Genomic DNA, 21,229 nt, shown 5'->3' with positions numbered 1-21,229 from the left:
GAACGTCAATACTGGTAGTGGTCAGGCGACTTCGATGACGGCTTTGCCGCGGACGTGGCCGGACTCGACCGCGGAGACGGCCTCGGCGGCGCGGTCGAGCGGGTAGCGGCCGGTGATGTGCGGATCGAGGTCGCCGGCGGCGACCAGGGCGGCGAGTGCGGCGAGGCTCCCGGAGCTGGTCGAGCGGGCGACGGGCTTGCCGCCGAGTTCGGCGACGGTGGCGGAGTCGGCCGTGCTGACCAGTTCGGTACGGTCGGTGCGGACGGCGGCCACGGCGCGCAGGGCGTCACCGCCGACCAGGTCGAGGATGGCGTCGACGCCGTCGGGGGCGGCCGCGGCGATCCGTTCCGCGACGCCGTCACCGTAGCGGACCTGGGTGGCGCCGAGGGACTCCACGAACGAGCGGTTGGCGTCGCTCGCGGTGCCGAGCACGTTCAGACCCTGGCCGCGAGCGAGCTGGGCGGCGGCGCTGCCGACCCCACCGGCGATGCCGAGGATCAGCAGCACCTGCCCGGCGCCCAGGGCCAGTTGGCGCAGGGCGTCGTCCGCGGTGGCGACCGAGACGGCGAGCACGGCGGCCCGGTCGAAGCCGACGGCCTCGGGCTTGAGGGCACTCGACTCGGCGCGCAGCAGCGTCTGTTCGGCGAAGCCCCCGGCGGCGGCGAGGCCGAACACCTCGTCGCCCGGGGTGAACCCGGTGGCCCCGGGGCCGACCTGCTGCACCACCCCGGAGGCCTCCTGGCCCATGACGGCGGGGAGTTGGCGCGCGCGGCCGAGGTGGCCCCGGCGGATCTTCCAGTCGACCGGGTTCACCCCGGCGGCCCGGACCGTGATCGCCAGCTGACCGGGACCGGGGGCGAGCACCGGACGGTCGAGGAACTCCTGCACTTCCGCTCCGCCGTAGTCGACGAAGCCGAATGCCTTAGCCATCGGTGATCCCACTCCTCGGGTAAGGCCTGCGGCCCCTGCCCCCCGCCCCAGCATGCGGGGCGCGGCGGGGTGGGGGCGGGCGCTGGTGGGCCGAACGGGGGTGGGCGAACGGTCAACAGCGGACAGCTGACAGATTTCGAAATCTGTCAGCTGTCCGCTGTTATCTGTTCGCTGTTATCTGTCCGCTGTCATCTGTTCGCGGTTGTTTGTCCGCTGTCATCTGCGGATGGCCCGCGTGACCGGCATCCAGAGCTCCGCGTCCGCGTCGCCCGACCCGGGAACGAAGCGGGTCCGCAGGATCTCCGGGCCCGGCCGGGTCTCGTACGGGTTGGACGGGAACCACTGGCTGTAGGTGTCCCCCCACATCTGCTGCAGGGCCTGGGGGAACGGCCCGGTGTTGCTGAACACCGCCCACGTCCCGGCCGGGACGTGCAGGACCTCCAGGTCGTCCGGGACGACCGCGTCCTCCCGCGCCACCACCGCGTGCCAGTAGTCGAGTTCGGACCCCTCCTCCCGGTTGGGCGAGAAGTCGTCGGTCACCGACACGATGCCGAGTGGGTCCGTGCCGGTCAGCGCTGTGATCCGCTCGACGGTCTCCGCACCGAGCTGCTTGATGAACGCGGCGATGTGCGGGTTGACCCCCTGGTAGATCAGCGGTACCCGGGCCTTCCGGCCGATGATCCTGAAGGCCGGCTTCTCGATGATCCGGTACTCCATGCTGCTGCTTCCCTCCACGATGAGTCGGAAGGACATCCGGGGCTGGGAGATGAGCGCCGCACCGTCGCGCCGGGCCTCCCCGGGCCCGACCCCGTGCATCGACCGGAACGCCCGGGCGAACGCCTCTCCCGAGGTGTAGCCGTACCGGACCGCGATGTCGAGCAACGTCCGCCCGCTGCCGAGCACTTCGGCCCCGGCGACGGTCAGCCGCCGACGCCGGACGTACTCCGACAGCGGCATCCCGGCGAGCATCGAGAACAGCCGCCGGAAGTGGTACTCCGACGTCATCGCGGTCCGAGCCAGCTCGGCCACGTCGATCTCCTGGTCCAGGTTCCGCTCGATGTCCTCCATCGCCCGGTTCAGGTGCTCCAGCACGCCGACCCCGTCCTTCCCTTACTGATCACACCGTAGGAAGGACCAACCTTGCCGTACCCGACGATCGGTGCCCGTTCCGGTCTGCTGCCGATCCGGTCAGGCGCCGATCGCCGGATGACCGGCAGGACGAGAGGGCTCAGACCAGGCCCTGGGCCAGCATCGCGTCCGCGACCAGTTCGAAGCCCGCGATGTTCGCGCCCACCACGTAGTCGCCCGGGTGCCCGTAGCGCTCGGCGGTGGTGAAGCAGGAGTCGTGGATGTGCCTCATGATCCCGGCCAGCCGCTCCTCGGTGCGCTCGAAGGTCCAGGAGTCGCGTGAGGCGTTCTGCTGCATCTCCAGCGCGCTGGTCGCGACGCCGCCCGCGTTGGCCGCCTTGCCCGGACCGAAGGCGACCCCGGCCTCCTGAAGGACCCGCACGGCCTCGGGGGTGGTGGGCATGTTGGCGCCCTCGGCGACGGCCAGCACCCCGTTCCGGACCAGGGCGAGCGCGTCGGCCTCGGTCAGCTCGTTCTGGGTGGCGCAGGGCAGCGCGACCTCGCAGGGCACGCTCCACACGCCCGGGCCCTCGACGAACCGCACGTGGCTGCCTCGCAGTTCGGCATAGTCGGAGACCCGGCCGCGCCGGACCTCCTTGACCTCCTTGAGCAGGTCGAGGTCGATGCCCTTCTCGTCGACCACGTAGCCGGAGGAGTCGGAGCAGGTCAGCACGGTCGCGCCGAGCTGCTGGGCCTTCTCGATCGCGTACACCGCCACGTTGCCGGAGCCCGAGACGACCACGCGGCGCCCGTCCAGGTCGTCACCCCGGCTGCGCAGCATCTCCGCGGTGAACATCACGCAGCCGTAGCCGGTGGCCTCGGTGCGGACCTGCGCGCCGCCCCAGCCGAGGCCCTTGCCGGTGAGCACGCCGGCCTCGTAGCGGTTGGTGATCCGCTTGTACTGGCCGAAGAGGTAGCCGATCTCCCGGCCGCCGACGCCGATGTCACCGGCCGGGACGTCGGTGTGCTCGCCGAGGTGACGGTACAGCTCGGTCATGAAGGACTGGCAGAACCGCATGATCTCCGCGTCCGAACGGCCCTTGGGGTCGAAGTCGGAGCCGCCCTTGCCGCCGCCGATCGCCAGCCCGGTGAGGGCGTTCTTGAAGATCTGCTCGAAGCCGAGGAACTTGATGATGCCGAGGTTCACCGAGGGGTGGAAGCGCAGGCCGCCCTTGTACGGGCCGAGGGCGCTGCTGAACTCCACCCGGAAGCCGCGGTTCACGTGGATGTCGCCGGAGTCGTCCGTCCACGGCACTCGGAACATCAGCTGCCGCTCGGGTTCGCAGATCCGCTCGACGAGCCGGGCGTCGAGGAGTTCGGGGCGATGGGCGAGCACCGGGGCGAGGGTCTCCAGCACCTCGTGGACGGCCTGGTGGAACTCCTCCTCGCCCTTGTTGCGGCGGACCACGTCCGCGTAGAGCGCCTCGATCGCGCGCTGCTCGGCGTCGAAGCGGGACTGCCGGCCGGGGGCGGAGGAGGCGGAGGGGGGGGTGACGCGGCTCGTGGGCATCTGATCAGGACCTTCCGTTGGTCGTCGGTGGTCGTGCGCGAGGCGTTCCCGTGCCCAGGAAACGGGAGGAAGTCTCGCAGTGACCACACCTCGTCTCCCATCCCTTCCACATGCTGGACCGCCGCGAACGGGAGCCGCGAACGGGAACAGGCGGGGCGGGCGGGGTGTTGTGCGCCAGCGGTGTCGAACCGGGCACTGCCCGTATCCTGTTGTTCAAATTGGAACGACCTAGTACGGTCAACACCCGATCCATCCGGATCCCCCGATCCAAACCCGGTCCAACCCGGTCCACCCCCGATCGACGGAGGCCCACCCATGCCGCAGCCCGGCTCCGCCACGGTGCGCTCGCGTGTGCGCATCCCGCTGACCTTCCCCGACGGCTACCGCGCCGAGGCGGAGGTCTTCACCTTCCACGGCCTCGCCGACGGCGCCGAGCACCTGGCGCTCGCCCTCGGCACGGTCCCGGACGGCGGAACGCCGCTGGTGCGGCTGCACTCCGAATGCCTGACCGGCGACGTCTTCGGCTCGGACCGCTGCGACTGCGGCCCGCAGCTGCGCGAGTCGGTGGAACTGATCAGCGAGGCCGGCGGATACCTGCTCTACCTGCGCCAGGAGGGCCGGGGCATCGGGCTGTACAACAAGCTCGACGCCTACGCGTTGCAGGACTCCGGACTGGACACGTACGACGCCAATCTCGCGCTCGGCCTCCCCGAGGACGGCCGGGACTACACCGCGGCCGCCCAGATGCTCGCCGCGCTCGGCATCGACGGCGTGGGCGGCCTCGACGGCACGAGCGGCATCGACCTGCTGAGCAACAACCCTGACAAGGCCGCGCAGTTGACCGGCCTCGGCGTCACCGTGCGGCGGCGGGTGCCGACCGGCGTCCACCTCTCGGCGAGCAACGTCCGATACCTGACGGCGAAGGTGGAGCGGACCGGGCACTCGATCGAGCTCACCCGGCTGGTCGGCTGACCGCCGCGGGCGGGGGTCGGGCAGGGGTGGGGCGACGGTGGGACGCGGTGGGACGCGCGGCGAACAGATGACAGCGAACAGATGACAGCGAACAGATAACAGATTTCGAAATCTGTCATCTGTTCGCTGTCATCTGTCAGTCGTCTTCCGTTACCCGCTACCTCTCAGCCCGCCCCCGCACCGTCCGCAGCACCCCGTACACCGCCAGCGGCAGCGCCACCAGCAGTGCGGCCCAGAAGGCCCCGTGCCCCCACCAGCCCGCGATCGTGCCGAACAGCCCCTCGAACACCGGGATCCGCAGCGCCTCCACCGGCCCCAGCGCCCCGGGCCAGGCCCCCAGGAACAGCGTCCCGAGGATCCAGACGACGAACAGCACCCGCGCGGTGACCAGCGTCCCGAGGGTGCTCAGCAGCGACGCCGCCGCCAACAGGATCACGAACCCCGCCTGGTAGGACGCTCCGGCCTGGCCCGTCCCCCAGGAGTCCGGCGTCCGGTGCACCCCGGTGGCCGCGAGCCGCACCTCCACGGCCGCCCAGAGCAGCAGCACCAGCACCCCGGTGCCGGTGAGCGCGAACCGGAGCCGGTCCCGCGTCCCCGCCCGGCCCGTCCGCCACACCCCGGGGGCGGCCGCCTCCGGCAGCGGCCGCCCCGCCGCCCGCGCGGCACGCCGGTCGAGGTCCCGCCACCCCTCCCGGACCTGCCGCCGGGCCCGCTGGGCGGGCTTGAGCAGCCGGTCGCAGGCCCGCTCGATCAGCACGAAGGCCACCACGACCGCGATCACCGCCACGATCCCGGCCCAACTCCCCATCCCGCCCTCGAACATGACCACCCGCTCGGCCACCGGCTGCGGCGCCTCCACCGCCGTCATCGGCGGTCCCAGTCGCAGGTAGCCGATCGCGAGGGCGCCCACACCGGTCAGCAGGGCCGTACCGAAGCCGACCCGGGCCGGGAAGAAGGCGAGCACGGCGGCCGCCACGAAGGCCGCGCCGAGTTTGCCGACCACCTGCTCCGCCGCGCGCTTCCCGGCGGAGTGCAGCGGCCCGCCGAACAGGTCCGGCGAGAGGTCCAGCTGGTGCCCGGTCTCGACCGGCAGGCGCAGCACCGCCCCCGCCCACAGCAGCAGCCCCAGCCCCAGCACCAGCAGCGCGACCGCCGCCACCCGGCGCGGCACCATGGTGCGGGCGTACGGCCACCAGAGCCGCAGCCGGGCCGCCCAGTCCACCGGCGGCCGTTGACGCCGTTCCCGCCACAGCCGGGCCGCCCGCCCGACCCTCGCCCGCCCCTCCCGCAGCACGCCCGCCTGCGGCTCGGGCCGCTCGACCCGCCCGCGGCCCCGCCGTCGCAGCGCCTCCGCGGCGACCACCGCCGCCCGCCCCGCGACCTGCCCCTGGTCGGCCCCGACCGCCCGCCGCCGCAACGCCGACCACCGGCGCCGCACCACGTCCCGCGGGGTGGCCGCCTCCGGGTCGGGCGCCGGCCGCCGCGCCGCCGAGCGCACCGCCGCACGCACCCCGGCGCCCGCCGTCAGGGTCCCGTCCACCACCGCCGCCGCGACCACCGCGGCGAGCTCCGACACCCGTACGGGCAGCGGCAGTCGGTGCAGCGCGGCGGGCAGCGGGGAGAGCCTGCCGAGCAGCCGGTACCGCTCCTCCGGGCGGATGCTCAGCCAGACCGCCAGCCGGTGCGCCTCCTCCCGCTCCTCGGGGCTGAGCCCGCCGTCACCGCGGCGACCGCCGCCGACCGTACGGGCCGTGCGCTCCACCTCGGCGAGCACCTCCGGGAGCGCCGCGAGGGCGAGCAGCCGCGAGCAGTGCTCGCCGGAACACTCGGGGTGGAAGCAGTCGTAGCGCGCGGCGACGGCCGGGGCGCCGCCGCGGACCAGTTCGTCGACGAAGGCGGCGCCGTCCGGTTCGGTGGCGATGCGCTCCAGCCCGGCCGGGTCGATCGGCCGGTCGCGGTAATGCGGCACGGCGGACGGCGCGTAGGCCGCGCCGAGGGCGAGCACGGCGACGGCGGCCACGGCCTCCCGCCGGGAGCCGGGCGCGCGGACCACGTCGGTGAGGTAGTGCAGGTCGAACACGGAGTCCTTGACCTCGTCGCGCAGCCAGTCGCGCAACCGCTCCGCCCCCACCGCCGCCAGCCAGCGGGCGGCCGCACCGGAGTTGCGCAGCAGCACCTCGGTGAGCCGGACCGGGTCGGTGAACGGGTCGCCGAGGAAGGTGATCGGCCGACGCGCCTGCGGGCGGCGCCGAACCACCGCCGGGCTGCCGCCGGCCAGCCAGCTGCGGACCTCCGGGGCGGTCCAGCGGTCCTCCGGCTTCTTGGTGAACAGGCCCTGGAGGAGGAGCAGTTGACGCTGGTCGGTGACCGCGGCGAGGTCCACCTCCTCGCCCATGACCAGTTCCAGCTCCAGGTCGTGGTCGGCGGCCCGCTCACCGTCCGCGCCGACGAACCGGGGGCGGCCGACGAACAGCTCGTAGAGCACGTTGCCGAGGCCCCACCAGGGCCCGGCCTCGTGGTTCTTGCCGGCCAGTTGCTCGGGTGCCATGTAGGCGACGGTGACCATCATCGCGGAGGTGAAGCGGCGGCTGTCGGTGAGCCGGTCGACTCCGCCGAAGTCGGCGATCACGAACTCCCCGGGCCCGCGGCCGGGCCGGACCAGGATGTTGGCGGGCTTGAAGTCCAACGGGTTGCGCTGGATCCGCCGCTGCCAGAACTCCAGCAACGACACCAGCTCGTAGACGATCTGCTCGGCCGTCCGAGGGTCGGTGTGGGCGCCGCTGCGGCGCAGCTCGGCGACGTGCGCGGAGAGGGTGACCGGCAGGTACTCCATCGCCACCCAGTCGACCAGCGCGCCGTGGTGGCGGACCCGGCCGAAGTCGATCAGGTGCGGGACGTGCCGCCGGAAGCCGTCGTTGCGCAGGTGGGCGAGCAGCTCGTGGTCCATCGGCTGGCCGACGACGGACACCTTGACCGCGGCGTCGGCCCCGCCGTCGGTGCGCCGGACGTACCAGACGGTGCCCTCGGCGCCGGCGCCCGCCTTGCCCAGGGGGGTGAAGCGCGCGCGCAGGGCGTCGGGGAAACCGTCCTCCGACGGCTCGCCGTTCGAGGCCGCAGTGCCGACGGGCCCGGGGCCACCGTTCGGGGCCGCAGTGCCGACGGGCCCGGGGCCGCCGTTCGGGGCCGCAGTGCCGACGGGCCCGGGGCCGCCGTTCGGGCTCGGCCCCGGGCCGATGTTGTCCTGCCAGGACGGACCCCGGCCGGCCCGGGGCCGCACCACCTCGGTGTCGGCCTCCGGGTCGAACCGGCCCGGGGTGCCGGGCCGGACCCTGGTCGCGGCCTCCGGGTCGTGACGGGGTCCGGGCGTCCGCCGGGTGGCGGCCTCCGGATCCACCACGGCGGTCTGCTGGGCGCCGAGCCTGGAGGCCCGGTCCGCGCCCGCCTCCGCACCGGGCCGGGCACCGCGCCGCCGGTCCCACGACCTGCGGAACCGCGAGCCCCGCTCCCGCGAGCCCCAGTCCACCCTGGTCCGCGGCGGCTCCTCCGGCGTTCCCTGGCGTCGGTCCTCCCCGACCGGCCCGGCGTCCTCCGTTGCGCCCATGGCGGCGCTCCCCTCCCCGTGCCCCGGGGCCGGTGCGAGGGCCGTGACCACGGGCGCACCGGTGCCGGGTGGTGATTTTGACGCGTCATCATCCCGCATACCGGGCAGGGCCGCAGGGCGGTTTCCGCAACGCTTCCCGAACGGTTGCCGGACCGGAACGAAGGTCAGGACGCCTGAAAGGGGGCAGGGAATTCGAGGGCCGGGAACGGGCCCCCGGGGGATCAGCCCTCCTCGACCGGACGCCCCTCGGGCTCCTCGACGATCCGGCGGGCGATCTCGGCGGGCCGCACCGGGCGGCCGAAGTGCCAGCCCTGCGCCCAGTCGCAGCCCATTCCGCGCAGTCGCTCGGCGTCCTTGCGGGTCTCCACGCCCTCCGCCGTGACGTTCAGTCCGAGCGTGTGTGCCATGGACACCAGGCCGCTGACGATCCGCCATCCGGTGGCTCCGTCCTTCGCCGGGTCGTGGAGGTCGCCGACGAAGGAGCCGGCGATCTTCAGCCCGGAGACCGGCAGGTCGCGCAGGTAGGCGAGGTTGGACCAGCCGGTGCCGAAGTCGTCCACCGCCAGCGACACCCCGAGGTCGACCAGCCCGTGCAGGGTGCGCAGCGCCTCGTCCTCGGGGCCGACCACGGTCGACTCGGTGATCTCCAGCTGCAGCCGGGCCGGGTCCAGACCGGTGCTGTCCAGGATCCGGCCGAGGTCGGTGACCAGCGCGGCGCTGCGCGCCTGCCGTACGGCCAGGTTGACGTTCAACTGCGGTGCGGCGTCGCCGTACTGCTTGATCCACTCGGCGGCCTGGCCGCAGGCCTGCTCCAGCACCCAGCGGCCGAGCGGCATGATCAGCCCGGTCTCCTCGGCGGTGGCGACGAACTCGTCCGGGCCGAGCACGCCGAGCTGGGGGTGGCGCCAGCGCACCAGCGCCTCCACGGCGGCCATCCGGCCGTCGGCGAGGCGGTGGAGCGGCTGGTAGTCGATGAAGAACTCGCCGCGGTCCAGGGCGGCCGGCATCCGGACCGAGACCGCGTAGCGGCTGACCGCGCGGGCGTTCTCCTTGGGGTCGAACAGCGTCCAGCGACCGCGGCCGGCCTCCTTGGCCCGGTACAGCGTGAGGTCGGCGGCCCGGACGGCGGCGCCGGGCGTGGTGGTGGACACCCGCCGCTCCAGCACGCCGACGCTGGCGCCGACGGCGAGCTTGTGGTCGCCGATCAGCACCGGTCCGGCCAGCGCCTTGAGCACGGTCTTGGCGGCGGCCACCGCCTCCTGCTCGCCGCGGCAGTTCTCCAGCAGGACGACGAACTCGTCGCCGCCGAGCCGGGCGACCAGGTGGCCGAGCGGGGTGAGGGCGGCCTTCAGCCGGGCGGCGACGGCGGACAGCAGCTGGTCGCCCATGTCGTGGCCGAGGCTGTCGTTGACCACCTTGAAGCCGTCGAGGTCGACGTAGCACAGGCCGAAGCGGGCGCCCGGCTCCGGGGACTCGAACAGCTTCTCCAGCCGTTCGAAGAAGGCGGCACGGTTGGGCAGACCGGTCAGCGGGTCGTGGGTGGCCTGGTGGCGCAGCCGCTCCTGGAGCCGGTAGCGGTCGGTGACGTCCTCCAGCATGGCGACCTGGTACTGCGGGACGCCGTCGTCGTCGCGGATCAGCGAGACGGTCAGGTGGGTCCAGATGATCTCGCCGTCCTGGCGGTAGTACGGCTTGTCGAACTGGAAGTACTCGCGCTTGCCGCTGATCAGCTCCTCGTACGCCTCCCAGACGCCCGGGGTGTCCTCGGGGTGGACGAGGTCGCCGACCCGGCGGCCGATCATGTCCGCCGGGCCCGCGCCGAACAGCTCCTGCAGGGCCTTGTTGACGGCCAGGATGGTGCCGTCGGTGTCGCCGATGCCGATGCCGATCGCGGCGCTCTCGAACAGGGCGCGGAACCTGGCCTCGGAGGCGCGCAGCGCGCGCTCGGCCTCCTTGCGGGCGGCGTCGGCGGCGGTGCGGATGGCCTCCTGTTCGCTCAGGGTGCGTTCGCGCAGGGCGTTCGCCCAGCCGGCCGCGAAGGCACCGGTGAGGGCGGGGCCGCGGTCGTCGCCGATCGGCTGGGAGTGCAGCAGTTCGACCGCGCGGGCGAGCAGGACGGGGTCGGTGAAGTGCGCGTCGACCAGTTCGGCGCCGGCCTGGGCGGCCAGCCGGGGCTGGAAGGGCTCGTCCAGCTGGGCGCGGTGCAGCAGCGCGGCGGTGCGCGCTACCAGCCGGCCGAGCACTCCGGGGTGGATGGCGATGCCGTGGTCGGCGGAGAGCAGCCGGGACCAGTCCTCGTGGAACCGCTCGGCGGCGATGTTCGCCGGGGTCGCGCCGCTCATCCGGCCGCCCCGGCTCTGCGCCCGGTGCCGTCGGACGTTCGGGCGCCGGTGCCGCGCAGGCTCGGGCGCCGGGCAGTGGTCAGGGTCCGGCGCGCGGCAACTGTCCAGTGGGGCGTACGGCCGTCGGTTGCGCGCCCGGTGCGAACGTTCAAGCGCGGAACCCCACGCCCGCCACCCCGGCGATCCGCTCGGGGTGCTCGCCGACCGTGCCCGGCTGGTCCGGGCGCCACCGCGGCAGCGGGACCACGCCCGGCTCGACCAGTTCGAAGCCGGTGAACATGGCGGTGACCTGCTCGTTGGTGCGCATGGTCAGCGGGGTCGGGGTCATCTGGTAGAGCTTCTGGTGGTCCTCGGCCTGATCCGGTCGGGCCTCCAGGGAGGCGTGCGAGAGGGCCAGCGCACTGCCTGCGGGGAGCCGGTCGCGGATCGTGGCGATCAGTTTCCAGGGGTCCTCGTCGTCGCTGACGAAGTGGGCGACGGCCACCAGCAGGACGGCGACCGGCTCGCCCTCGGCCAGCAGCGCGGCCACCTCGGGGCGGTCCAGCAGGTCCTCGACGTCGCGCAGGTCGGCCTGGACGACGGCGTTGTCCGGGTCTCCCTCCAGCAGCAGGCGGCTGTGGGCGACGGCGACCGGGTCGCGGTCCACGTAGACGACCTTCGCCCCGGGCCGGATCGCGCGGGCGATCTCGTGCACGGCGCCGAAGGTGGGGATGCCGGAGCCGATGTCCAGGAAGCGGGTGATGCCCTGTTCGGCGAGGAAGGTCACGGCGCGGCGCAGGAAGGCCCGGTTGGAGCGCATGATCTGGGGCAGCTCGGGCCACAGGGCGAGCGCCTTGCGGGCCATCTCCCGGTCGACCTCGAAGTTGTGGGAGCCCCCGAGGTAGTAGTCGTAGACCCGCGCGGCGTTCGGTTTGTCCAGGTCCGTACCTTCCGGTACCCAGCTCGGTCGCCGCATGCCTGTGACTCCTTCACTCCGGTTCCGGGGGTGCAGCGCCTGGTGATGCTGCCGTGACTCATGAGACTACAAGCACCCGAGATCCTGCCCCGCACCCCGAACGGGTGCAAGCGGAGTGCGCACTTCCCCATGATCTGCGCTCTTTGCCCCGAATTCACCCGGGGTTCGTTCGCCGTCGAGGAGCGCCGGGGCGGCGGGATCCGGGCCGCGCGCGCCAAGTCGGCGGCTGTTCGCGACCGTTCGCGCTCGTTCGGCGCTCGGGTGGCGGGTGCCGGACTAGGGTGGGCCCGTGGATCCCAACCACTACCGCTTCCGGGGCGTGTGGCGGCTCGCCGCGCCCGCGCCGGCGGTCTTCGCTGCGCTGGAGGACGTCCCGAGCTACCCGCTGTGGTGGCCCGAGGTCCGGGAGGCCCGGGAGACCGGGCCGGACGCCGGGCAGGTGGTGGTCCGCGCGCTGCTGCCGTACCGGCTGGTGATCGGCCTGGAGACGCGGCGGCGCGATCCGGCGGCCGGGGTGCTGGAGGCCGCGATGCGGGGCGACCTCGACGGGTGGTCGCGGTTCACCGTCACGGCGGACGGGCCGGGCGGCGCGCGCTGCCGGGTGCTGTTCGAGGAGGACACCCGGCCCGGCAAGCCGTTGCTGCGGCGTCTCGCCCTGCCGCTGCACCCGGTGTTCCGCGCCAACCACGCCGTGATGATGCGCCGGGGACGCCGAGGACTGGCGGCGCACCTGGCGGGCGATGGCCGGCCGGGGGCGACGGACGGCGGACGGCGGACAACGGACGAGAAACGGCGAACAGATGACAGCTGACAACTTTCAGCGAACAGATGACAACTTTCGAAATCTGTCAGCTGTCAGCCGTCCGCCCGCCTCCCCTTCCCCCCCGCTTCTCCCTCCCTCCCCCTTCTCCTTCGACACCCCCTTCAACCGCACCGGCACCGGCAGCAGCAAGTGGTCCCGGACCACCGCCCCCGGGGTGATCCCGATGGGCCTGGCGGACATGGACCTGCCCGGCCCGCCCGCCGTCGCCGAGGCCCTGGAACGGCGCGCCCGCCACCGCGCCTACGGCTACACCGTCTGCGACCCGGCCGGGCGGACCCTGGTCGCCGACTGGTACCGCGCCCGGCACGGCGCCGACGTCGACCCGGACTGGGTCCTGCTGCTCCCCTGCGGCCCGCGCACCGCCCTCCGCCTCCTCCTGGAGACCGTACGGACGGACGCCGCGCGCCCGCAGGCCCCCGTCCTCTTCCCCACCCCCGAGTGGGGCGGCTTCGCCCAGCTCTGCCGCGCGGCCCGCCTCCCGTACCGCGAACTACCGCTGCACCCCGGCCCGGACGGCTACCGCGCCCCGCACGGCCCGCTCCCCGGCCCGGCGTCCGCCGTACTGCTGAGCAACCCCCACAACCCCTCCGGCACCGTCTGGCCGGCCGGCGACCTGCGGCGCCTGGCCGAGCGGGCCGCCGAGGCGGAAGCCCTGTTCGTCTCGGACGAGGTGCACGGCGACCTCACCCATCCCGGCCGGCACCACCCCGTCGCCGTCACCACCGTCGACCCCGCCCTGCGGCACCGCGTCGTCACCCTCAGCTCCGTCGGCAAGACCTTCAACTGCTCGGGGATCCCCAGCAGTTACGCCCTCGTCCCGGACCCCGGGCTGCGTGCCCGGCTCACCGACACCCTGGCCGGCTACGGCCTCTGGGAGGGCGGCCTGCTGGAGCAGACCGTGCAGCACGCCGCACTCGCCGAGGGCGGCCCCTGGCTGGACGCGCTGCTTGCCCACCTCACCGCCGCCCGTACCCGGCTCACCGACCGCCTCGGCCCCGCCGTCCGCTCCGCCCCGCACGCCTCCTACCTGCTCTGGCTGGACGCCGCCGCCCTCGGCCTGCCGCCCGCCACCGCCCGCGCGGCGCTGCTGGAGCGCTGCGGCCTGGAGGCCTCCGACGGCGCCGAGTTCGGCCCCGGCGGCGCGGGCTGCCTGCGTCTCAACTACGCCCTGCCGAGCCCCGTCCTGGACACCGTCCTGGCGCGGCTGGACCGGCTGTGACCGGGGCATGTGCCCCTGTCGAAAACGCCCCCGGCGCCCCTCTCCGCACCACCTCCGAGCCCCCGGATTCACCCGATCGCCACGTCCCTGACCTGCCGGAACGAACATTCACGCGATATTTGCGAAGCGGCCTCGCATGCTCCGTAGCAGACTGGGCAGGTAGACCGGGCCGCAATCGTGATCCCGAAGGACGGTGAGTCCGGTGATACCGACATCCCGCACCACTCCACCCGCCCGCCAGAGCGCACAGCCGCCCCCCACGGGGGTCACCCCGCTGACCGAATCGGGGGCGCGCAGCCATGTGTCGGGCGTCTGTTTCAAGATCGGACCGCCCCGTCTGGTGGGTGTCGAGGTCGAGTGGTTCGTCCATGACGACCGATGTCCCACCCGTCCCGTCCAGCCGGAACTGCTCCACGCCGCGCTGGAGTCGCTGCCCCTCGGCGGCCCCGACGGCACCTCGCTCCCCTCCGGTTCGCGCCTCACGCTCGAACCCGGCGGACAGGTCGAGCTCAGCTCCCCGCCCGCCACCGGCCTCCTGGCCTGCGTCGACGACACCCGTCGCGATCTGACCGCCCTGCGGGCCGCCTTCGCGGCGCAGGGCCTGCGACTCACCGGCACCGGCACGGACCCGCACGCCCGCCCCCGCCGGATGGTGCTGGACCACCCGCGCTACCTCGCGATGGAGCGCTTCTTCGAATCGGCCGGCCCCTGGGGCCGGGTCATGATGACCGGCACCGCGTCCGTACAGGTGTGCCTGGACGCCGGCGACTCGGAGGGTCCGCAGGCGGCCGAGCGACGCTGGCGACTGGTCCACCGGCTCGGCCCCGTGCTGGTCGCCGCCTTCGCCAACTCCCCGCTGCTGGACGGCAAACCGACCGGCCACCGGTCCACCCGGCAGACCGTCTGGTCCCGGATGGACCCGACCCGCACCCTCGCCCCCGAGCCCGACCACGGTGACCCGCGGGAGGCCTGGGCCCAATACGTGCTGGACGCCCAGGTCCTGTGCGTGCGAAGGCCGGAGGGGCTGCCCTGGACGGCCCCGCCCGACCTCACCTTCCGCGACTGGATCCGCGGCGGCGGTGAACGCCCGCCCACGCTCGCCGACTTGGAGTACCACTGCACCACCCTCTTCCCCCCGGTGCGCCCGCGCGGCCACCTGGAGCTGCGGATGATCGACGCCCAGCCCGGGGACGGCTGGATGGTGGTCACCGCTCTGGTCACCGCACTGCTGGACGACCCGGTCGCCGCCGACACCGTGTTCGCCGCCCTGGAACCGCTGGACGCCGTCGACCGGCAGCAGGGCGCAGCCGCCCCGCGCCCGCCGCGCAGCGCCGCCTGGCGCCGCGCCGCCACCCTCGGCGTCGCCGACCCCGAGCTGCGCCGCGCCGCCCTCACCTGCTTCGCCGCCGCCGACGCGGCGCTGGGCCGCCTGCCCGGCGCCGGGCGGCTGCGCGCCGCCGTCGCCGAGTTCGCCGAGCGCTACCCCGCGCGCGGCCGCTGCCCCGCCGACGACCAGCTGGACGCCCTGCGGTCCGGCACCCGACGCACTCCGCAGGAGGAGGCATCATGACCGACGTCCGACCGCCCGCCGCCCCGGCCACGGGTACGCCGGGCACCGAGGCGCTGCGTGAGGCCATCGCCGCCGAACTGCTCGCCGCCCGCGCCCGGACCGCCGCGCTGACCGACTGCGTCGAGGACGCCGACCTCACCGCCCAGCACTCCCCGCTGATGTCCCCGCTGGTCTGGGACCTCGCGCACATCGGCAACCAGGAGGAGCTCTGGCTGCTGCGCAACGTCGGCGGCCGCGACCCGATGCACCCCGAGATCGACCCGCTGTACGACGCGTTCCAGCACCCCCGGGCCGAGCGCCCCGCCCTGCCCCTGCTGCCGCCCGCCGAGGCCCGCGGCTACGCCCACGAGGTGCGCGGCCGGGTGCTGGACCTGCTGGCCGCCAGTCCGCTGGAGGGCGCACCGCTGCTGGACGCCGGATTCGCCTTCGGGATGGTCGTCCAGCACGAACAGCAGCACGACGAGACGATGCTGATCACCCACCAGCTCCGTCGGGGCGAACCCGCCCTGGCCGCTCCCCCGCCGCCGCCCGCCCCCGCCGACGCGGCCACCCTGCCGGCCGAAGTCCTCATCCCGGCGGGCCCGTTCACCATGGGCACGGACACCGAACCATGGGCACTGGACAACGAGCGCCCGGCGCACACCGTCGACCTCCCGGCCTACTACCTGGACACCACCCCCGTCACCAACGCCGCCTACCAGCGCTTCATCGCCGACGGCGGCTACGACGACCCGCGCTGGTGGACCGAGGAGGGCTGGCAGCACCGCCTGCGCGCCGAGCTGTCCGCCCCGCTGTTCTGGAAGCGCCAGGACGGCCAGTGGCTGCGCCGCCGCTTCGGCACGGTCGAGCCCGTCCCGCCGGACGAGCCGGTGCTGCACGTCAGCTGGTACGAGGCGGACGCGTACGCCCGCTGGGCCGGTCGGCGGCTGCCTACCGAGGCCGAGTGGGAGAAGGCGGCCCGGCACGACCCGGCCACCGGCCGCTCCCGCCGCTACCCCTGGGGCGACGGCCCGCCCGGCCCCGGGCAGGCCAACCTCGACCAGCGCCATCTGCGCCCGGCCGCCGCAGGAAGTTACCCGGACGGCCAGTCACCGTACGGTGTAAGGCAGTTGATGGGCGACGTGTGGGAGTGGACAGCCAGCGACTTCCACCCCTACCCGGGCTTCCGGGCCTGGCCCTACAAGGAGTACTCGGAGGTCTTCTTCGGACCGGAGTACAAGGTGCTGCGCGGCGGCTGCTTCGCGGTGGCACCGGTCGCCTGCCGGGGCACCTTCCGCAACTGGGACTACCCCGTCCGGCGGCAGATCTTCTCCGGCTTCCGCACCGCCCGCAGCCCGGAGCAGAACTGATGTGCCGTCACCTCGCCTACCTGGGCGATCCGGTGGCGCCCCAGGAGCTGCTGGTGCGCCCGCCGTACGCGCTGTACCGGCAGTCCTGGGCGCCCCGGACCCAGCAGTACGGGACGGTCAACGTGGACGGCTTCGGGCTGGGCTGGTACGCGGACGGCGACGAACTGCCCGCCCGCTACCGCCGGGCCGGGCCGATCTGGGCGGACGCGACCTTCGCCGACCTCGCCCGGGTGATCCGCACCCGGGCGCTGCTGGCGGCCGTCCGCTCCGCCACCGAGGGCTGTGCGGCGGGCGAGGCCGCGGCCGCGCCGTTCGCCGCCGGGCGCTGGCTGTTCAGCCACAACGGCGCGGTGGCCGGCTGGCCCGGCAAGCTGGACGCGCTGGCCGCCCTGCTGCCGCCCGCCGAGCTGCTGGAGCTGGAGGCCCGCACCGACTCGGCCCTGCTGTGGGCGCTGACGCTGCACCGGCTGCGCCGGGGCGCCGACCTCGGCGAGGCGCTGGCGGACACGGTGGCCGACGTCGCCGCACACACCACCGGCCGGGTCAACCTGCTGCTCACCGACGGCACCGCACTCGCCGCGACCACCTGGGGCGACTCCCTGCACCACCGCAGCCTGCCCGGCCTGGGCACGGTGGTGGCCTCGGAGCCGTACGACGACGACCCCGGCTGGACGTCCGTCCCGGAGGGCTCCCTGCTGCTGGCCGACGCCGGGGGCGTCCGGGTCCAGCAGCTCCCCAGCCACTACTGACCATCCACTCTCCCTTCATCTTCTGAACAGAGGAACCACCCTGTCATGGACACCTTCGATCTCACCCGACTGCTGCCCGCCGACCACTTCAGCACCGCGCTGCGCCACGACGTCCGGCAGGGCCTGACCGCCGCCCCGAAGTGGCTGCCGCCCAAGTGGTTCTACGACGCGCGGGGCAGCGAGCTGTTCGAGGAGATCACCCGGCTGCCCGAGTACTACCCGACGCGCGCCGAACGGGCCATCCTGACCGCCCGGGCCGGCGAGATCGCCGCCGCCACCCGGGCCCGCACCCTGGTCGAACTGGGGTCCGGCTCCTCCGAGAAGACCCGGCTGCTGCTGGACGCGCTGCGCGCGACCGACACCCTGGAGGACTACGTCCCGGTGGACGTCAGCGAGAGCGCGCTGACCTCGGCCGGCGCCGCACTGGCCGCCGAGTACCCCGGACTGGCCGTGCACGGCGTGCTGGCCGACTTCACCGCCCGGCTCGGCCTGCCCCCGGAGGGCGGCCCCCGCCTGGTCGCCTTCCTCGGCGGCACCCTCGGCAACCTGCTGCCGAAGGAGCGCGCCGCCTTCCTGCGCGGGCTGCGCGCCGCCCTGGACCCGGGCGACTTCCTGCTGCTCGGCACCGACCTGGTCAAGGACCCGGCGGTGCTGGTCGCGGCGTACGACGACCGCGCCGGGGTGACGGCCGAGTTCAACCGCAACGTGCTCAACGTGCTCAACCGCGAGCTGGGCGCCGACTTCGACCCGGCCGCCTTCGAGCACGTCGCGCTCTGGGACCCGGAGCGGGAGTGGATCGAGATGCGGCTGCGCTCGCTGCGCTCGCAGACGGTGAAGATCCCGGCCCTGGACCTGCCGGTGCACTTCGAGCGGGGCGAGGAACTGCGCACCGAGGTCTCGGCCAAGTTCCGCCGGGAGCGGGTGGCCGAGGAGCTCACGGCGGCCGGGCTGCGGCTGACCCACTGGTGGACCGACCCCGAGGGCCGGTTCGGGCTCTCGCTGTCCGCCCCGGCGTGAGACCCGGCCACAGTCGCCGGGGAGCTCAATTTGCTTGTTCACCTTACGAATTCTCGGAGCATTGCCTGAGCCTCCCCGCTTACAAGGCTTGAACGAACAAGGGTTACGATCTCGACTACCGAGCTCAGCGTTGAGTACCAGGAGTCAAGATCGTGAGCGTCACCCAGAAGCCCTCCGGGGCGGCCGAGGCCACCGCGCCCGGCCGCCTCGGCTTCGTCGTCTTCATCACCGCAGCCGCGGCCCTCGGCGGCTTCCTGTTCGGCTACGACAGCTCCGTGATCAACGGCGCCGTCTCCGGCATCCAGGGGAAGTTCGGAGTGGGCAGCGGCGAGACCGGCCTGATCGTCTCCTCGGCGCTGCTGGGCTCGGCGGTCGGCGCCGCGCTGGCCGGCCGCTTCGCCGACCGCTACGGCCGCATCAAGGTCATGAAGGCGGGCGCGCTGCTGTTCGCCGTCAGCGCCGTCGGCTCGATGCTGCCCTTCTCCCCCTGGGACCTCGCCCTGTGGCGCGTCCTCGGCGGCGCGGCCATCGGCATCGCCTCGGTGATCGCCCCGACCTACATCGCCGAGGTCGCCCCGACCAAGTACCGGGGCCGGCTGGCCTCCTTCCAGCAGGCCGCGATCGTGCTCGGCATCGCGATATCCCAGCTGGTCAACTGGGTCCTGGCGGACGCCGCCGGCGGCGACACCCGCGGCCACCTGCTCGGCCTGGAGGCCTGGCAGTGGATGCTCGGCATCTGCGTCGTCCCGGCCGTGGTCTACTTCGTGCTGTCCTCGGTGATCCCCGAGTCCCCGCGTTACCTGATCCAGGCCGAGCGCCTGGACGAGGCCCGCAAGGTGCTGACCGAGGTCGAGGGCGAGGGCATCGACACCGACGCCCGGATCGCCGAGATCCAGTCGCTGATCGCCTCCGACCACCGCCCGCGCTTCCGCGACCTGCTCGGCGGCCGCTTCGGTCTGCTCCCGATCGTCTGGGTCGGCATCGGTCTGTCGGTCTTCCAGCAGCTGGTCGGCATCAACGTGATCTTCTACTACTCGTCGATCCTGTGGCAGTCCGTCGGCATCGACCAGAGCAACTCGCTGCTGATCAGCTTCATCGGCTCGGTCATCAACATCCTCGGCACCGTGATCGCGATCCTGCTGGTCGACCGCATCGGCCGCAAGCCGCTCGCCCTGATCGGCTCGGCCGGCATGGCCGTCACCCTCGCTGCGGCCGGCTGGGCGTTCTCCTCCGCCACCGGCTCGGGCGACAGCGTCTCGCTGCCCGACCTCCAGGGCACCGTCGCGCTGATCTCCGCCAACGCCTTCGTGCTGTTCTTCGCGATGTCCTGGGGCGTGGTCGTCTGGGTCATGCTCGGCGAGATGTTCCCCAACCGGGTCCGCGCCGCCGCGCTGTCCGTGGCCGCCTCCGCCCAGTGGATCGCCAACTGGGTGATCACCGTGTCGTTCCCGTCGCTCTCGCGCTGGAACCTCTCGGCGACCTACCTGGTGTACGCGGCCTTCGCGGCGCTGTCGATCGTCTTCGTGGCGAAGTTCATGAAGGAGACCAAGGGCGTCCGGCTGGAGGACATGGGCTGACCGGCCCGTCCACACCGGTCCGACTGTCCGACAGTCCGACCTTCGGCCCCCGTACCCTAGCGCGCTCGGCGCGGGTGCGGGGGCCGAATCGTTCACTCCCTGCGGTGGGTCCGCGACCTCCGGTACTCCTGGGCGGCAGGAGGGATGTGTCCTTGATCTTCAACCGGCTCCGCACCCGCAGCACCGCCGTCGCCCCGGGCGGCGGCTGTCCGTACGCCCACGCCCACCCGGCCCACGCGGTGCCGGGCGCTCCCCAGCAGCAGCCCGTACCGCCGTACCGCCCCGCCCAGCAGCAGCAGCCCGTACCGTACCGCCCCGCCCTGCAACTGTCGTACGCCGCACCGCCGTTCACCGACCCCGACCGGGCCGCCGAGTTCATCCGCCAGTTCCACCGCGAGCAGCCCGCGGCCGGCGACCCGGAGCCGAGGCTGCGGGCCGTCCGGGAGGAGATCGACCGCACCGGCACCTACCGGCACACCCCCGCCGAACTCGCCCACGGCGCCAGGCTCGCCTGGCGCAACGCCGCCCGCTGCATCGGCCGGCTGTACTGGCGCAGCCTGGTGGTCCGCGACCTGCGCCACCTGTCCTCCGCCGACGACATCGCCGCCGAGTGCTTCGAGCACCTGAGGCTGGCGGGCAACGGCGGCCGGATCCGCCCGGTGGTCTCGGTGTTCGCCCCCGACCTCCCGGGCCGCCCGGCCGCCCGGATCCTCAACCAGCAGCTGGTCCGCTACGCCGGGCACCGGGTCGACGGCGCCGTCATCGGCGACCCGGCGGGCGCCGCGCTCGCCGACCGGGCCCGTGAACTGGGCTGGAAGTGCGCCGAGGACCGCTTCGAGGCGCTGCCGCTGCTGGTCCAGGAGCGCCCGGGCGAGCGCCCGCACTGGTACGAGCTGCCGGACGACACCACCCTGGAGGTGCCGCTGAGCCACCCCGAGCACGCGTGGTTCGCCGAACTCGGGCTGCGCTGGTACGCGGTGCCCGCGATCAGCGACATGACCCTGGAGATCGGCGGCATCCGCTACCCCACCGCGCCGTTCAACGGCTGGTACATGGGCACCGAGATCGGCGCCCGCAACCTCGCCGACGCCGACCGCTATGACATGCTCGGCACCGTCGCCGAGCGGCTGGGCCTGGACACCTCCAGCGACCGCACGCTCTGGCGCGACCGCGCTCTGATCGAGCTCAACCTCGCGGTGCTGCACTCCTTCCAGGAGGCCGGGGTGACGATCGCCGACCACCACACCGAGTCGGAGCGCTTCCTCAAGCACGTCGCCCAGGAGCGGCGGCTCGGCCGGCCGACCCCGGCGGACTGGAGCTGGATCGTGCCCCCGGTCTCCGGCGGGCTGACGCCGGTCTACCACCGGTACTACGACCCGGTGGACCCGGAGCAGCGGCCGGCCTTCCTCGCCCGCGAGCCCTGGTAGGACGCCGGGCGCCGCAGTCCGGGCAGCGCGGTCCGGGCACGGCAGTCCGGGCAGCGAAGC

Annotated in this window: 15 protein-coding genes; 9 read left to right on the top strand and 6 right to left on the bottom strand. The window is 73.6% G+C overall.

Translation table 11 applies throughout. From position 1 onward, the window contains the following. Positions 1–21: 21 nt before the first annotated feature. The 3 genes from ACZ6Z8_RS27785 to gdhA form a co-directional block, all read right to left on the bottom strand. Positions 22–930: an NADP-dependent oxidoreductase gene (locus ACZ6Z8_RS27785; RefSeq protein ID WP_465612764.1), complete on the bottom strand. Its 909-nt coding sequence runs from the start codon at positions 928–930 to the stop codon at positions 22–24. Between the two features lie 216 nt (positions 931–1,146). Further along, a complete protein-coding gene (locus ACZ6Z8_RS27780) occupies positions 1,147–2,022 on the bottom strand; it encodes an AraC family transcriptional regulator (RefSeq protein ID WP_465612763.1) in 876 nt (291 codons plus the stop codon). Positions 2,023–2,158: 136 nt separating this feature from the next. After that, positions 2,159–3,568, bottom strand: coding sequence for an NADP-specific glutamate dehydrogenase (gene gdhA, locus ACZ6Z8_RS27775; RefSeq protein ID WP_465612762.1), 1,410 nt, complete (start codon positions 3,566–3,568; stop codon positions 2,159–2,161). Positions 3,569–3,883: 315 nt separating this feature from the next. On the opposite strand from gdhA, the gene ACZ6Z8_RS27770 reads away from it, so the two are divergent. Then, positions 3,884–4,540: a GTP cyclohydrolase II gene (locus ACZ6Z8_RS27770; RefSeq protein WP_465612761.1), complete on the top strand. Its 657-nt coding sequence runs from the start codon at positions 3,884–3,886 to the stop codon at positions 4,538–4,540. 157 nt (positions 4,541–4,697) lie between these two features. Here the strand turns inward: ACZ6Z8_RS27770 and ACZ6Z8_RS27765 are convergent, their stop codons facing one another. The 3 genes from ACZ6Z8_RS27765 to ACZ6Z8_RS27755 form a co-directional block, all read right to left on the bottom strand. Continuing rightward, a complete protein-coding gene (locus ACZ6Z8_RS27765) occupies positions 4,698–8,141 on the bottom strand; it encodes a protein kinase domain-containing protein (RefSeq protein WP_465612760.1) in 3,444 nt (1,147 codons plus the stop codon). A gap of 221 nt (positions 8,142–8,362) precedes the next feature. After that, on the bottom strand, positions 8,363–10,483 hold the full coding sequence (locus ACZ6Z8_RS27760) for a putative bifunctional diguanylate cyclase/phosphodiesterase (protein ID WP_465612759.1): 2,121 nt from the start codon (positions 10,481–10,483) through the stop codon (positions 8,363–8,365). 148 nt (positions 10,484–10,631) lie between these two features. Then, positions 10,632–11,438, bottom strand: coding sequence for an SAM-dependent methyltransferase (locus ACZ6Z8_RS27755; protein ID WP_465612758.1), 807 nt, complete (start codon positions 11,436–11,438; stop codon positions 10,632–10,634). A gap of 289 nt (positions 11,439–11,727) precedes the next feature. Here ACZ6Z8_RS27755 and ACZ6Z8_RS27750 point away from each other — a divergent pair, with 289 nt between their 5' ends. The 8 genes from ACZ6Z8_RS27750 (at position 11,728) to ACZ6Z8_RS27715 (ending at position 21,169) form a co-directional block, all read left to right on the top strand. Next, entirely contained in the window at positions 11,728–12,249 is a 522-nt protein-coding gene (locus ACZ6Z8_RS27750; RefSeq protein ID WP_465612757.1) for an SRPBCC family protein, read from the top strand. Between the two features lie 175 nt (positions 12,250–12,424). Beyond that, on the top strand, positions 12,425–13,480 hold the full coding sequence (locus ACZ6Z8_RS27745) for an aminotransferase class I/II-fold pyridoxal phosphate-dependent enzyme (protein WP_465612756.1): 1,056 nt from the start codon (positions 12,425–12,427) through the stop codon (positions 13,478–13,480). A gap of 193 nt (positions 13,481–13,673) precedes the next feature. Then, complete coding sequence (gene egtA / locus ACZ6Z8_RS27740; protein WP_465612755.1) at positions 13,674–15,050, top strand: ergothioneine biosynthesis glutamate--cysteine ligase EgtA; 1,377 nt, start codon at positions 13,674–13,676, stop codon at positions 15,048–15,050. Continuing rightward, complete coding sequence (gene egtB, locus ACZ6Z8_RS27735; RefSeq protein ID WP_465612754.1) at positions 15,047–16,399, top strand: ergothioneine biosynthesis protein EgtB; 1,353 nt, start codon at positions 15,047–15,049, stop codon at positions 16,397–16,399. Before egtA ends, egtB begins: the two co-directional genes overlap by 4 nt. Then, complete coding sequence (egtC, locus tag ACZ6Z8_RS27730; protein ID WP_465612753.1) at positions 16,399–17,148, top strand: ergothioneine biosynthesis protein EgtC; 750 nt, start codon at positions 16,399–16,401, stop codon at positions 17,146–17,148. The genes egtB and egtC overlap by 1 nt, the downstream gene beginning before the upstream one ends. 45 nt (positions 17,149–17,193) lie before the next feature. Then, a complete protein-coding gene (gene egtD / locus ACZ6Z8_RS27725) occupies positions 17,194–18,165 on the top strand; it encodes an L-histidine N(alpha)-methyltransferase (protein ID WP_465612752.1) in 972 nt (323 codons plus the stop codon). 152 nt (positions 18,166–18,317) lie between these two features. Then, entirely contained in the window at positions 18,318–19,742 is a 1,425-nt protein-coding gene (locus tag ACZ6Z8_RS27720; RefSeq protein ID WP_465612751.1) for a sugar porter family MFS transporter, read from the top strand. A gap of 320 nt (positions 19,743–20,062) precedes the next feature. Beyond that, the gene (locus tag ACZ6Z8_RS27715; protein WP_465612839.1) at positions 20,063–21,169 is read left to right on the top strand and encodes a nitric oxide synthase oxygenase; all 1,107 of its coding nucleotides are present in this window, start codon (positions 20,063–20,065) and stop codon (positions 21,167–21,169) included. Positions 21,170–21,229: the final 60 nt, after the last annotated feature.

It is taken from the genome of Kitasatospora sp. NPDC101108, assembly GCF_055584725.1.
This window is presented reverse-complemented; position numbering and strand designations above follow the sequence as displayed.